Origin of the sequence: Streptomyces albicerus (assembly GCF_008905045.1) — a bacterium.
Taxonomy (GTDB): domain Bacteria; phylum Actinomycetota; class Actinomycetes; order Streptomycetales; family Streptomycetaceae; genus Streptomyces; species Streptomyces albicerus.
This window is the reverse complement of the sequence record NZ_VWMY01000134.1, coordinates 1-14,771: the sequence shown is the minus strand read 5'-3', so window position 1 is coordinate 14,771 and position 14,771 is coordinate 1. Positions and strand designations below refer to the sequence as shown.

General features: G+C 68.6%; 6 protein-coding genes, 1 tRNA gene and 1 rRNA gene. 1 reads left to right on the top strand and 7 read right to left on the bottom strand.

The features are described 5' to 3' along the window. Positions 1-55 precede the first annotated feature (55 nt). The 4 genes from GAS53_RS52670 to GAS53_RS52655 form a co-directional block, all read right to left on the bottom strand. A complete protein-coding gene (locus GAS53_RS52670) occupies positions 56-898 on the bottom strand; it encodes a helix-turn-helix domain-containing protein (RefSeq protein ID WP_151484939.1) in 843 nt (280 codons plus the stop codon). Between the two features lie 288 nt (positions 899-1,186). Next, a complete protein-coding gene (locus GAS53_RS52665; RefSeq protein WP_151484938.1) occupies positions 1,187-3,931 on the bottom strand; it encodes a DNA translocase FtsK in 2,745 nt (914 codons plus the stop codon). Between the two features lie 225 nt (positions 3,932-4,156). Then, on the bottom strand, positions 4,157-4,843 hold the full coding sequence (locus GAS53_RS52660; protein WP_151484937.1) for a response regulator: 687 nt from the start codon (positions 4,841-4,843) through the stop codon (positions 4,157-4,159). A 280-nt stretch (positions 4,844-5,123) separates the two neighbouring features. Further along, the gene (locus tag GAS53_RS52655) at positions 5,124-10,610 is read right to left on the bottom strand and encodes a HAMP domain-containing protein (protein WP_151484936.1); all 5,487 of its coding nucleotides are present in this window, start codon (positions 10,608-10,610) and stop codon (positions 5,124-5,126) included. Between the two features lie 320 nt (positions 10,611-10,930). Here GAS53_RS52655 and GAS53_RS52645 point away from each other — a divergent pair, with 320 nt between their 5' ends. Next, positions 10,931-13,678, top strand: coding sequence for a SpoIIE family protein phosphatase (locus tag GAS53_RS52645; protein ID WP_151484935.1), 2,748 nt, complete (start codon positions 10,931-10,933; stop codon positions 13,676-13,678). 73 nt (positions 13,679-13,751) lie between these two features. Here GAS53_RS52645 and GAS53_RS52640 read toward each other — a convergent pair. The 3 genes from GAS53_RS52640 to rrf form a co-directional block, all read right to left on the bottom strand. Beyond that, positions 13,752-13,824 (bottom strand) — tRNA-Thr (locus GAS53_RS52640). Positions 13,825-13,906: 82 nt separating this feature from the next. Then, positions 13,907-14,569, bottom strand: a complete 663-nt coding sequence (locus GAS53_RS52635) for a DegT/DnrJ/EryC1/StrS family aminotransferase (protein ID WP_151484940.1) — start codon at positions 14,567-14,569, stop codon at positions 13,907-13,909. Between the two features lie 114 nt (positions 14,570-14,683). Beyond that, a 5S ribosomal RNA gene (rrf, locus tag GAS53_RS52630) occupies positions 14,684-14,771 on the bottom strand; the annotation flags it as partial.

Genomic DNA, 14,771 nt, shown 5'->3' with positions numbered 1-14,771 from the left:
CGACCAGGCCCTGCCGATCTTGGCCAACCCCGTACCCGCGTGCCCCTTGAGACCCTTATCCGACCTCGGGGTCGCCCTTCGTGTACGTGAGGCGCTCGACGTCTCCCTGCTGGAAATCGTCCTCGATCTTCTTGCCGTTGACGTACAGCTGGAGCCCGCCCGCGTCACCGAGGACGAGGTCGATCCGCTCCTTGTCCTGGAAGGTCTTGGAGTCGCCCTGCTCCAGGAAGCCGTCGAAGAGCAGCCGACCGTTGTGGTCCTTGGCCGAGATCCAGCTGCGCCCGTCGGGGGCGGTCACCTGGACGGTCACCTTGTCCTGCGGCGCGGCCGCGATGGCGCTGTCCGACGGATCGGGCTTGGGGTCGGTGGGCGTCGGCGTCGGCTTGGTCTTGGCGGGCTTGCTGGTGGTGGGCGTGGATCCCTCGGCGACCTGCGTCCTCGTACCCTCCCCGTCGTCACCGTTGACCAGCGTGAACCCGACGAAGCCGATCACCGCGACGATCGCGGCGACCATGGCAGCGGTCCAGTTGGGGCCCCGGCGCTCCGGACGGATCCGCTCCGCCTCGAACATCGGTGCCGCGGGTGTCGGCGCGGGCCGCCCGCCGTGCTCGGCGTCGTACTGCTCGAGCAGCGGGACCGGATCGAGGTGGACGGCGCGCGCCAGCGTCTTGAGGTGACCGCGCGCGTAGACGTCGCCGCCGCAGGGGGTGAAGTCGTCCTGTTCGATCGCGTGCACGATGGCGATGCGGACCCGGGTGGCGTTACTGACGTCGTCGACGGTCAGCCCCGCCGCGATGCGTGCCTGCTGCAGCACACGACCGATCGAGGGGCGATCGTCCTCTTCGTAGGGACGCTCGTCCTGAGGGGAGTTGTCGTCAGGGGAGTTGCCGATGGACACGGGGGCGCCTTTCGAGGGTGTAGCCACCTGTGCTGGAGGTTCAGTCTATGGGGGGTGCGAAAGGGTGGGGCAACCGGGCGGTGGGACTTTGTACGCCATCAGAATGGCCGGACAACCTGATGGTGGGACACGCGCTTGTCCCCTCCCTCAACTTGACGTTCGCCGAAGGGAAACGGTTGCTCACCGTTCCCTTACGGGTGAGTCACGTTCGAATCACCCACGTGGCCCCGACCTGCTCACCCACGTGGTCTCAACCCACCCGCAACGGAAGCGGCCCGACCCGATTCCCTACGGTTGAGCCTCCCCACGGATCACCGCGAGCACTCCGTCCAGCTCGTCAGGTTTCACAAGAACATCACGTGCCTTGGAACCCTCGCTCGGGCCGACGATGTTGCGGGACTCCATGAGGTCCATCAGCCGCCCGGCCTTGGCGAACCCGACGCGCAGCTTGCGCTGGAGCATCGAGGTCGATCCGAACTGCGTGGAGACGACCAGTTCGGCCGCCGCGCACAGCAGATCGAGGTCGTCGCCGATGTCCTCGTCGATCTCCTTCTTCTGCTTGGTGCCCACGGTGACGTCGTCCCGGAAGACCGGCGCCATCTGGTCCTTGCAGTGCTGCACGACGGCCGCGACCTCGTCCTCGGTCACGAAGGCGCCCTGCATACGGGTCGGCTTGTTGGCCCCCATCGGCAGGAACAGTCCGTCGCCCTTGCCGATCAGCTTCTCGGCGCCGGGCTGGTCGAGGATGACGCGGCTGTCGGCGAGCGAGGAGGTGGCGAAGGCGAGCCGGGAGGGCACGTTCGCCTTGATCAGACCGGTCACGACGTCCACGGACGGCCGCTGCGTGGCGAGCACCAGGTGGATGCCGGCCGCGCGCGCGAGCTGCGTGATCCGCACGATCGCGTCTTCCACGTCCCTCGGCGCGACCATCATCAGGTCGGCGAGCTCGTCCACGATCACCAGCAGGTACGGGTACGGGGACAGCTCGCGCTCGCTGCCCTCGGGCAGCTTGACCTTGCCGTTCCTGATGGCCTCGTTGAAGTCGTCGATGTGCCGGAACCCGAACGCCGCCAGGTCGTCGTACCGCAGATCCATCTCCCGTACGACCCACTGCAGCGCCTCGGCGGCCCGCTTCGGGTTGGTGATGATCGGCGTGATCAGGTGCGGAATGCCTTCGTACGCGGTCAGTTCGACGCGCTTGGGGTCGACGAGGACCATGCGTACGTCCTCGGGGGTCGCACGCACCATGACCGACGTGATCAGGCAGTTGATGCACGAGGACTTACCGGAACCCGTCGCTCCGGCCACCAGGACATGCGGCATCTTCGCGAGGTTGGCCATCACATAGCCGCCCTCGACGTCCTTGCCGAGCGCGACCAGCATCGGGTGGTCGTCCTCGGCCGCGTCCGCGAGACGAAGCACGTCACCGAGGTTGACCATCTCTCGGTCGGTGTTCGGGATCTCGATGCCGACCGCGGACTTGCCGGGGATCGGGCTGATGATCCGCACGTCCGGGCTGGCGACGGCGTACGCGATGTTCTTGGCGAGTGCCGTGATCCGCTCGACCTTGACGGCGGGGCCGAGCTCGACCTCGTAGCGCGTGACCGTCGGCCCGCGCGTGAAGCCGGTGACGGCTGCGTCGACCTTGAACTCGGTGAAGACGTTGGTGAGCGAGGCGACCACGGCGTCGTTGGCGGCGCTGCGTGCCTTGCCGGGGCCGCCGCGCTCCAGGAGGTCCAGCGACGGCAGGGAGTAGGTGATGTCGCCGGAGAGCTGGAGCTGTTCGGCGCGCGGCGGCAGCTCGCGCGGCGCCTCGGGGGCCGGTTTGGTCAGGTCGGCGACTTCGGACTTGAGCATCTCCTGCTTGGGCTTGGCGCTCTTGGAACGCGCGGCGGGTACCGGCGTCGGCTCCTCGCGCCCGCCCGTGTCCTCGCGCTCGCCGCGGTCCACGCCGACGCCCTGCGTCAGATCGGCCACCAGCGCGGAGGGCGGCATCCCGTGCATGACGGCACCGTCGAGCGCCGCCGCGGCGGCCGCGGCCACGTCGACGGCGTCCATGGGCCGGTCCGGCGCGGGCTGCCGCACCGCGGGCCGCCTGGAGCGGCTCCGGCGCTTGGAGAGGGCCTCCTGCTCGGCGCTGTCCGGGTCGTACGTCTCAGGCGACGTCCGGCGCCGTCGGGAGCGCGCGGGCAGCGCTTCGCGCCACTGGTCGTCGTAGCGCTCGTCGTCCTCGCCGACGAACTCGTCGTCCGTCGCCTGCGGGTGTACGAGGCCGAGCCGGGCGCCCAGCAGCCGCAGCCGCTGCGGGATGGCGTTGACCGGCGTCGCGGTGACCACCAGCAGCCCGAAGACCGTGAGCAGCACGAGGAGCGGCACGGCGAGGACGTCGCCCATCGTGTACGTCAGTGGAGTCGCCGCACCCCAGCCGATGAGCCCGCCGGCGTCCCTTATCGCCTGCATGCCCTCGCTGCGGGCGGGTGCCCCGCAGGCGATGTGGACCTGGCCGAGCACGCCGATGACGAGCGCCGAGAGGCCGATCACGATCCGGCCGTTGGCCTCGGGCTTCTCGGGGTGCCGGATGAGGCGTGCGGCGATGACCCCGAGCAGTATCGGCACGAGCAGGTCGAGGCGGCCGAAGGCACCGGTCACCAGCATCTCGACGAGGTCGCCCACCGGACCGCGGAGGTTGGACCAGGTACCGGCGGCGACGATCAGCGCGAGTGCGAGCAGCAGCAGCGCGAGTCCGTCCTTTCGATGCGCCGGATCGAGCCCCTTCGCGCCCCGCCCTATGCCGCGGAACACGGCACCGACCGCGTGCGCGACGCCCAGCCAGAGGGCGCGTACCAGCTTGTACACGCCCCCGGTCGGGTTGGGCGCCGGTTTCGGAGGCGCGGCCTTCTTGGCCGCGGCCTTCTTCGCGGGCGCCTTTTTCGCGGGGGTTTTCTTCGCAGGGGCCTTCTTCGCCGCAGCCTTCTTCGGAGCGGCCGCCTTCTTCGCGGGCGACTTCTTGGCTGCGGGCTGACGTGAGGCCATGAGTGTGAGGTTACCGGTGGAGACCACTGCGGACACGTGTGCCTACTGCTTCACCCGTTCGTGTCGCTCACAAGGGGCGCCGAACTGACGCCACCTCAACACCAATTCCACTTGGGAACAACGACGTTCACCTCAAACCCCCCGTAAGGGACGCGAGGCGCTGCGCCACCAGCCTCCATCAACCCGCGCACGCCCTGCAGCGCACTGAGCGAACCCCGGGCCGACTCAGTTCTGCGAGGGCAGCGAAGCTGCGCCGTTCCCGGTGCCGGGCTCCAACGCGTCCAGTGCCCGGCGCAATCCCGTGAGTTTGCGTTCGAGATGGGCGGCGGTCGCCACCGCCGCCGCGTCCGCCGAGTCGTCGTCGAGCTGTTTGGAGAGAGCTTCGGCCTGCTCCTCAACGGCCGCGAGCCGCGCGGAGAGTTCGGCGAGCAGCCCCGCCGGCTCCTTGGTCTGGCCGAGTGCCGCCTTGCCGCCACCGCCCTCGAGCTGGAGCCGCAGCAGCGCCGCCTGCTCCCGGAGTTGGCAGTTCTTCATGTAGAGCTCGACGAAGACCGAGACCTTGGCGCGCAGCACCCACGGATCGAACGGCTTGGAGATGTAGTCCACCGCACCCGCCGCATACCCCCGGAAGGTGTGGTGCGGGCCGTGGTTGATCGCCGTGAGGAAGATGATCGGGATGTCCCGGGTCCGTTCTCGCCTCTTGATGTGCGCGGCGGTTTCGAAACCGTCCATGCCCGGCATCTGGACGTCCAGCAGAATGACCGCGAAGTCGTCCGTGAGCAGTGCTTTGAGCGCTTCCTCCCCGGACGATGCCCGAACCAGTGTCTGATCGAGCGCGGAGAGGATCGCCTCCAGCGCCAGCAGATTCTCCGGCCGGTCATCGACCAGGAGGATCTTGGCCTTCTGCACCATGGCCCGCCCTCCTCGCCCCGGCAGTGCACCGGGCGCCGCCCCAGGGGACGACTCCCTTGCGCCGCCCGTCCTTGTGCCGGTCATGGTAGCCGCACCCCGCCTGTCGCCACACCCTGTCACCGCGATGTCACTGTGCACGTAGCAGAAACGTAGCGGGAGACCAGAAGGTTCCCCGAATCCCGGGTTTCTACACGGCTTCGAGCACAGTCAGTCAACAAGTCGGCGCGCCCGCCCCGCCATCGGATCATGCCTCGCCGACCGCTCAACGCCCGCCGTCCCGTCACTGTCCGCTCATCCACTGTTGCATCACCGCGAGCAGATGATCGGGATCGACCGGCTTCGTCACATAGTCGGAGGCGCCCGACTCGATGGCCTTCTCCCGGTCGCCCTTCATCGCCTTCGCGGTGAGCGCGATGATCGGCAGCCCGGCGAACTGAGGCATCCGACGGATCGCCGTCGTCGTCGCGTAGCCGTCCATCTCGGGCATCATGATGTCCATCAGGACGACCGTCACGTCGTCGTGCTGCTCCAGCACTTCGATGCCCTCGCGACCGTTCTCGGCGTACAGCACCGACAACCCGTGCTGCTCCAGAACGCTGGTGAGCGCGAACACGTTGCGAATGTCGTCGTCGACGATCAGCACCTTCTCGCCCTCGAAGTGGATGACACCGCGCTGCTGCGCGGCCACATCCCTGCCGCCCGCGGCCCAGTGCTCCTGGGCCTGCGCCTGCTGCCCCGACAGCGCCGGCCGCTGCTCGGCCGCGGGCATCGCCCTGCGGCGCCGCCTGAAGAGCGCGGCGGCCCCGTTCTGGGTCTCCTGGTACGACTTGACCTCGGCGGGCGTCTCCACATGGGACCCGGCCCCGTCGTCCGGGGCCGCGAGAAGCTCTCCGTTGGCCATGGACGGAGCGAGCTGCGGATAGCCCTGCGGCGGCAGTTCGCTCGGGTGCAGCGGCAAATACAGCGTGAACGTCGAGCCGCGTCCCGGCTCGCTCTGCGCATGGATCTCGCCGCCCAGGAGTCGCGCGATCTCCCGCGAGATGGACAGCCCGAGTCCCGTACCGCCGTACTTGCGACTCGTCGTGCCGTCCGCCTGCTTGAACGCCTCGAAGATCACCCGCATCTTGCTGGCCGCGATGCCGATGCCGGTGTCGGTCACGGAGAACGCGATCAGATCGGCGTCCGCGTCCCGCAGCGAGCCCGCCTCCAGCAACTGCTCCCGGATGGCGACCGGCACCTCCGCGCCCGCCGGCCGGATGACCAGCTCGACCGCTCCGGAGTCGGTGAACTTCACCGCGTTGGACAGCAGGTTGCGCAGCACCTGAAGCAGCCGCTGTTCGTCCGTGTGCAGCGTGGCCGGCAGCTCCGGAGACACCCGTACGGAGAAGTCGAGGCCCTTCTCTGCGGTCAGCGGGCGGAAAGTGGCCTCTACGTAGTCGACGAGTTGGACCAGCGCGATACGGGTCGGCGACACATCCATCTTGCCCGCCTCGACCTTCGACAGGTCGAGGATGTCGTTGATCAGCTGGAGCAGGTCGGAGCCCGCCCCGTGGATCGTCTCGGCGAACTCGACCTGCTTCGGAGTGAGGTTGGAGTCCGCGTTGTCCGCGAGCAGTTTCGCCAGGATCAGCAGCGAGTTGAGCGGCGTACGCAGCTCGTGCGACATGTTGGCGAGGAACTCGCTCTTGTAGCGCATGGAGACCGCGAGCTGCTCGGCGCGCTCCTCCAGGACCTGCCGCGCCTCCTCGATCTCGGTGTTCTTGACCTCGATGTCGCGGTTCTGCTGGGCCAGCAGCTCGGCCTTCTCCTCCAGCTCGGCGTTGGACGCCTGGAGTGCCTTCTGCCGGTTCTCCAGCTCGGCCGACCGCTCCCGGAGCTGCTCGGTCAGCTCCTGCGACTGCTTGAGCAGTACCTCGGTCTTCGTGTTGACCGCGATCGTGTTGACGCTCGTCGCGATCATCTCGGCGATCTGGTTGAGGAAGTCCTTCTGGATCTGCGTGAACGGCTGGAACGACGCCAGTTCGATCACACCGAGCACGGTCCCTTCGAAGAGCACCGGCAGCACGATGACATGCGCCGGAGGCGCCTCACCGAGTCCGGACGCGATCTTCAGGTACCCCGGCGGCACGTTCTCCACGAGAATCGTGCGCTTCTCCTTGGCGGCCGTCCCGATCAGCGTCTCACCGGGCCGGAACGACGTCGGCATGGAGCCCATGGAGTAGCCGTACGACCCGAGCATGCGCAGCTCGTACGAGTCGTCGTGCGCGGCGCCCACGTCCTTTCCGTCGTCCAGCGGCATCGCCAGGAAGAACGCGCCGTGCTGCGCCGAGACCACCGGAGTCAGCTCGCTCATGATGAGCGAGGCCACGTCGGCGAGGTCGCGGCGGCCCTGCATCAGACCGGAGATCCGTGCGAGGTTGCCCTTCAGCCAGTCCTGCTCCTTGTTGGCGATGGTGGTGTCGCGCAGGTTGGCGATCATCTTGTTGATGTAGTCCTGAAGTTCCTGGATCTCGCCCGAGGCGTCCACATCGATCTTCAGGTTGAGGTCACCACGGGTCACCGCGGTCGCCACGCGCGCGATGGCACGCACCTGCCGGGTCAGGTTCCCGGCCATCTCGTTCACCGACTCGGTGAGGTCGCGCCAGGTTCCGTCGACGTCGCGTACGCGCGCCTGGCCGCCCAGCGCCCCTTCGGTGCCCACCTCCCGGGCCACCCGGGTGACCTCCTCGGCGAACGACGACAGCTGGTCGACCATCGTGTTGATGGTCGTCTTCAGCTCCAGGATCTCGCCGCGCGCGTCGATGTCGATCTTCTTGGTCAGGTCACCCTTGGCGATGGCCGTGGTGACCATCGCGATGTTGCGCACCTGGCCGGTCAGGTTCGACGCCATGCCGTTCACGGACTCGGTGAGGTCCTTCCACGTACCGGACACGCCCGGTACGCGCGCCTGGCCGCCGAGGATGCCGTCCGTGCCCACCTCGCGGGCCACCTTGGTGACCTGGTCGGCGAACGAACTCAGCGTCTTCACCATGGTGTTGAAGGTGTCGGCGAGCTGCGCGACCTCGCCGCGCGCCTCGATCGTCACCGTCCGCGTCAGGTCTCCGTTGGCCACGGCCGCCGCGACCTGCGAGATGTTCCGCACCTGCATGGTGAGGTTGTAGGCCATCAGGTTGACGTTGTCGCTCAGGTCCTTCCAGATGCCCGTGACCCCGGGCACCCGCGCCTGACCGCCCAACTGGCCCTCGGTGCCCACCTCGCGGGCCACCCGGGTCACCTGCTCGGCGAACGACGACAGCTGGTCGACCATCGTGTTGACGGTCGTGACCAGTTCGAGGATCTCGCCCTTGGCGTCGACGGTGATCTTCTTGGACAGGTCTCCCATGGCGACGGCGGTCGTGACCTCGGCGATGTTGCGCACCTGGATGGTCAGGTTGTTCGCCATGAAGTTCACGGACTGCGTGAGGTCCTTCCAGGTGCCGGAGACACCCTGCACCTCGGCCTGCCCGCCGAGGATGCCCTCCGTGCCCACCTCACGGGCCACCCGGGTCACCTGCTCGGCGAAGTTCGAGAGCTGGTCCACCATCGTGTTGAGGGTGTTCTTCAGCTCCAGGATCTCGCCGCGCGCGTCCACGTCGATCTTCTGCGACAGGTCACCGCGGGCCACCGCCGTAGCGACCTGCGCGATGTTGCGTACCTGCGCGGTGAGGTTGCCGGCCATGCCGTTCACGGAGTCGGTCAGGTCGCGCCACACACCGGCGACGCCGGGCACCTGCGCCTGACCGCCCAGCCGGCCGTCCGTACCCACCTCACGGGCCACCCGGGTCACCTGCTCGGCGAAGGCGCTGAGCTGGTCGACCATCGTGTTGATGGTGTTCTTCAGCTCGAGGATCTCGCCGCGCGCGTCGACCTCGATCTTCTGCGACAGGTCGCCCCGGGCCACCGCCGTCGTCACCTGGGCGATCTGCCGCACCTGGGACGTGAGGTTGCCCGCCATGAAGTTGACGGAGTCGGTGAGGTCCTTCCACGTGCCGGACACGCCGTCCACGCGCGCCTGACCGCCCAGGCGGCCCTCCGTGCCCACGTCACGCGCCATGCGCGTGACCTGGTCGGCGAAGTTCGAGAGCTGGTCGACCATCGTGTTGACGGTGTTCTTCAGCTGGAGCATCTCGCCGGAGACGTCCACGGTGACCTTCTGCGACAGGTCGCCGTTGGCCACCGCCGTCGTCACCTGCGCGATGTTCCTCACCTGTCCGGTGAGGTTGCGGAACGCCGTGTTGACGGAGTCCGTCAGGTCCTTCCACGTACCGGCCGCGCCCGGCACCTGCGCCTGACCGCCGAGCTCGCCCTCGACGCCGACCTCGCGCGCCACGCGGGTGACCTCGGCACCGAAACTCGACAGCTGGTCGACCATCGTGTTGACGGTGTTCTTGAGCTCCAGCATCTCGCCGGCGACGTCGACGGTGACCTTCTGCGAGAGATCACCGCTGGCCACGGCCGTCGTCACCGCGGCGATGTCCCGCACCTGAGTGGTGAGATTCCGGAAGACCGTGTTCACCGAATCGGTGAGGTCCTTCCACGTTCCCGCCGCACCCGGCACGTTCGCCTGCCCGCCGAGCCGCCCCTCGCCGCCGACCTCGTTGGCCACACGCGTGACCTCGTCCGCGAACGTACGCAGCGTCTCGGTCATCTGGTTGATCGTCTCGGCGAGCTGCGCGACCTCACCGCGTGCCGAAACGGTCACCTTCTGCGACAGGTCACCATTGGCGACCGCCGTCGTGACCTGAGCAATCCCGCGCACCTGGGCGGTCAGATTGCCGGCCATAAGATTCACCGAATCGGTGAGGTCCTTCCACACACCGGCCACACCGGGCACCTGCGCCTGCCCGCCGAGCTCGCCCTCCGTGCCCACCTCACGGGCGACTCGCGTCACCTCCGAGGAGAAAGAGGACAGCTGGTCCACCATCGTATTGACGGTGTTCTTCAGCTCCAGCATCTCGCCGGCCACATGAACCGTGACCTTCCGGGACAAGTCACCCTTGGCGACCGCCGTCGTCACGAGCGCGATGTCCCGCACCTGAGCCGTCAGCCGGTACGCCATGGTGTTGACCGAGTCCGTGAGATCCTTCCACGAACCGGACATTCCGCGCACCCGCGCCTGCCCGCCGAGCTTGCCCTCCGTGCCGACCTCGCTGGCCACGCGCGTGACCTCGTCGGTGAACGTGGACAGCTGGTCGACCAGGTTGTTGACCGTACGACCGACCTTCAGGAACTCTCCGCGCAGCGGATGCCCGTTGCCGTCCGCGGCCTGCGCCCGCAGCTCCATACGCGGCGACAGGTCGCCCTCCGCCACGGCGGACAGCACCCGGCCGACCTCGGAGACCGGCCGCACGAGGTCGTCGACGAGCGCGTTGGAGTTGTCGATCGCGGAGGCCCAGGAACCCTCGCACGCGCCCGACTCCAGCCGCTCCGTCAGCTTCCCCTCGCGCCCGACCATGCGCCGTACGCGCGAAAGCTCGCCCGTCAGATGCAGATTCCGGTCGGCCACTTCATTGAAAACCGCCGCAATCTCGGACATCACGCCGTCGCCGGAGACCGTGAGCCGCTTGCGGAAGTTGCCGTCCCGCATCGACACCAGGGCCGCGAGCAGTCTGTTCAAAGCAGCCGTATCCACCGCGGTGGTGCCATTGCGCGGTTTGCGCTGATTGCTCAGGGACTGTCCGCCTTTCGCGCGCGTCTTACTGCCCCGCGTCGCTGCGCCAGACTCCACTGTGTCCCTCCCGCAAGGGTCGACCAATTACTGCTCGGCGTACTCGGGTACTTCTGCTCGCCATACTGGAAGGCACTCAGCCTGCCCGGACCTTCCTTTGAAGCTTGCCCAGTGTTTCACCATGGCTGAACCAGGCCATAACAGTTCGGCAGCTTCGCACATCGTCCGCACACACCCTCCGGACTGAAACAGTGGCGACCGGCATCCGCACGGACCGCGAAGGTAAGTAACCTTGCATGCGGCTGTCCAGCCGCGCCGGTCCTTCCGGCCTGGGCGGTGGCACGAGTACGAGCGGGCAGGCATCGGAGGGGCACCGCACCATGACCACCGGACTGCATCCTGGGGGACCGCCCCAGGATCCCCGGCCGACGGGGAACGAGTTCCTGCCCCGGCAGGAGCGGGTCGGCCACGGAGCCCTGCACGCCGACGACCGGACAAGGAGTTCTGTGATCACCGCGCGCGCGGCCGCCAGCTTCGACCCTGTCGGGCGGTCCGTCGCGACCGCTCGTTCCTTCGTCCGTGACACCCTCCAAGGTTGGGGCTTCGCCGACATCGTCGACGACGCCGTGGTCCTCACCAGCGAGCTGGTCACCAACGCCGTGGTGCACGCGGGTACCTCCGCGGACGTCCTGTGCCTGCGCAGTGACGACGGTGTACGGATCGAGGTGGCGGACCGCTACCCGGAACGCGAGATTCCACTCCAGGCGACCGCCATCAACATGGGCAGCCCGGACCGCGAGGGCGGCCGCGGCCTCCAGCTCTGCGCCGCCCTGGCCGGCCGCTGGGGCGTCGAGTACACGCCCACGCACAAGCAGGTCTGGTTCCAACTGGAACTCCCGCAGCGCTCGGTGGGCACCCGCACGGCCGGCCCCGCCCTCCCCGCCGCCCTGCTCCCGCTCGCCGACGGCCGCGTCCGCGTGGCGGTCGTCCAGATCGACCGCTCCGGCGCCATCAACTCCTGGAACGAGGACGCGGAGGAGCTCTTCGGCTACGGGGCCGAGCAGGTCATCGGCAAGCCCCTGACCGACCTCGCTGCCTGGCCGCACACCCCCGGCACCAGCACCGGCATCGTCGAAGCCCTCCAACTCTCCCGCTGGGAGGGCAGTTACGGCGTCCGAAGCGCCAGCGGCCGCGTGACACCCGTCTACGCCTCACATCTGCGCGTACGGGACACGGGCGGCGAACCCTCCACGGTCTGCCTTCTCGTACGCGACCACGAACGCGCCGTCCTGCAGACCCCGTTGCGCGCGACGGCGACCGACACGACCACCAGCTCCGAGGGCCAGGCGTCGGACCCCTTCGAGGTCTTCATCGGCTCACCGGCCCCCGACGACCTGGACGGCCTCCTCCAGCGCACGGTGGAGCGCGCCCGCGACATGCTCGACGGCGACTCCGCCTTCCTGCTCCTGGCGACCGACGACGAAACGGAGTTGGAGGTACGCGCCTCCACCGGCCTCCCCTCCGCCCGCCAGCGCTTCGCCCGCGTCCCCGTGGAGGCGGGCCCCGGCCGCTACGGCTCGGCCCGCATGCCGGCCGTCCACGAGGACCTCACGGTCGTCCCCGGCGCCGTACCGCTGCTCAGCGGCACCGGCATGCGCTCGGTCGTCACGGTCCCGCTCAAGGTGGAGGGCCGCCTCACCGGTTCGCTGGGCGTCGCCGCCGAGGCCCAGGGCCGGTACTCGAACGAGGAGGCCCTGCGCCTCCAGTTCGCCGCCGACCGCATCGCACTCGCCGTGGAGTCGGCCCGCCTGGGCGAACTGGAACGCCTGCGTCGCGGCTCCCTGTCCTTCCTCGTCGAAGCGTCCGACCTCCTCGCGGGCACACTGGACCGCGATCAGACACTGGCCCTGATGGCGCAGATGACGGTCCCGACCCTGGCCACCTGGTGCGCCGTCTACACGATCGCCGACCAGGCCTCCGATCCGTATCTCTCGTACGTCCTCCACGAGGACGAGGAGCGCATCGACGGCCTCAAGGCCCTCCTGTCGAAGATCGCCCCGCCCGACCCGGTCCCGACTCCGGGCGCCCGTGTCTGGGCCGCCCCCGCGGAGGCGGCCCACGAGGCCGCCCTGCGCACCTCCATGCGCAGCCTCGGCCTCGGCGAGCCCGCGACGGTGAGCTCCGGCATCGGTACGACGCTGCAGACGGCCGCAGCGGTCGGCGGCGAGACGGTCGTACTCCCCCTGGTGGCCCGCAACCGCGTCATCGGCATGCTCACGCTCGGCAAGCCCTCGGACGAACACTTCCGCCAGGAAATCCTGGAACTCGCAGAGGACTTGAGCCGCAGGGCCGCCCTGGCCCTGGACAACGCCCGCCTGTACTCGGAGCGCATGGCCATCAGCCAGTCCCTCCAGCGCAGCCTCCTGCCCCCGGAACTCCCCCACATTGAGGGCGTCGAGGTCGAGGTCATCTACCGCGCGGCAGGCGAGGGCAACGAAGTCGGCGGCGACTTCTACGACCTCTTCCCCATCCGCGACGGCGCGTACGGCTTCGCCATCGGCGACGTCTGCGGTACGGGCCCCGAGGCGGCCGCGGTAACAGGACTCGCCCGGCACGCGCTGCGCCTGCTGGCCCGCGAGGGCTTCGGCGGCCCGGCGGTCCTGGAGCGCCTGAACTCCGCGATCCTCGACGAGGGCGCCCGCAGCCGCTTCCTGACGCTCCTGTACGGGGAGTTGTGGCCCCAGGAGGACGGCTCGGCGCTCCTGAAGGTGGTCTGCGCCGGCCACCCGCTCCCGCTCCGCCTCCGCCAGGACGGCACGGTCGAACCGGCAGCCGAACCCCAGCCGCTCCTCGGCGTCATGGACGACCTGGAGCTGTACGAGCAGACGGTGACGCTCGAACCCGGCGACGTCCTGCTGTGCGTGACGGACGGCGTCACCGAACGCCGCGAGGGCACACGCATGTTGGGCGACGACGGCCTCACGGACGTCCTCACCACCTGTACGGGCCTCACGGCCGGCGCGGTGGCCGCCCGCATCATGCGCGCGGTCGAACGCTTCGCCTCCGACGCCCCGTCGGACGACATGGCCATTCTGGCAATGCGCGTTCCGGGCCTTCACCACGACTGAGCCCGGGCCGGGAGAACCGGTCCGGGATACACGAAAGGCCTCCGCCCCATCGGGCGAAGGCCTTTTCTGTCGGAGCCCCCAAACGGAATCGAACCGTTGACCTTCTCCTTACCATGGAGACGCTCTACCGACTGAGCTATAGGGGCCTGTTGCTTTCGAGGTCTCCCTCGCGGCAACGCAATAGATCATACCCCGAACGGCCCCGCGCTCCCAACCACGTTCGACCGATCAGAAAGCGGGCTGAAGCAGCCCACCGAGCGCATTGCACGCGGACACGATCCGCTGCATCTTACGCTTCGTCAAAGACCCGTCGACAGGCAGCGCCAGCGTCTCATCGGCGGCCCGCTCGGTCTCCGGCAGGCAAACGTCCCGCCTGAATACGGGCATCCGGTGCACGGGAGTCTTCACCGGCACCCGGCACTCAACTCCCTTGGCCCGCACGGCCCGCGCGAAGGCGTCCCGGTCCGGCCGACCGTTCCCCGGCACCCGCACGACGTACTGCTGGTACGTGTGCCCCGCACCGCGCTCAGGCGTCCGCACACCCCTCAGCCGCCCATCGAGGAACGCCGCATGCGCCCTGCGCTGCTCGATCTCGTCGTACGGCGCCTCGGACTCGCCCTGCTCCAACACCAGCAGCCCATGCCGCTGCCCGACCAGCCGCAGCTGCGCGATGTCAGCGGGCCGCCCGAATCGGTGTACGGCGACGACGGCGACCGTCCGCGGACCGACGACCGCGTTCACCTCTGCGGCGTCCAAGCAGTACGTGGCCGGGTCTATGTCGGCGAACACCGGCAGCGCACCGGCCAGGATCACGGCCTCGGCGACCTCGGCGTTGCCGAAGGCCGGCACGATGACCTCGTCACCGGTTCCCACACCCGCGGCCCTGAGCATTGCAGCAGTACCCATGCTCCGGATATTGGTCGCGCAACGTGAACTCCAAGTGACGCACAACAAAAAAGAGCTGGTCCCTGAACCGAAGTTCAGGGACCAGCTCTATTAATAATAGTTCGGCGGTGTCCTACTCTCCCACAGGGTCCCCCCTGCAGTACCATCGGCGCTGTAAGGCTTAGCTTCCGGGTTCGGAATGTAACCG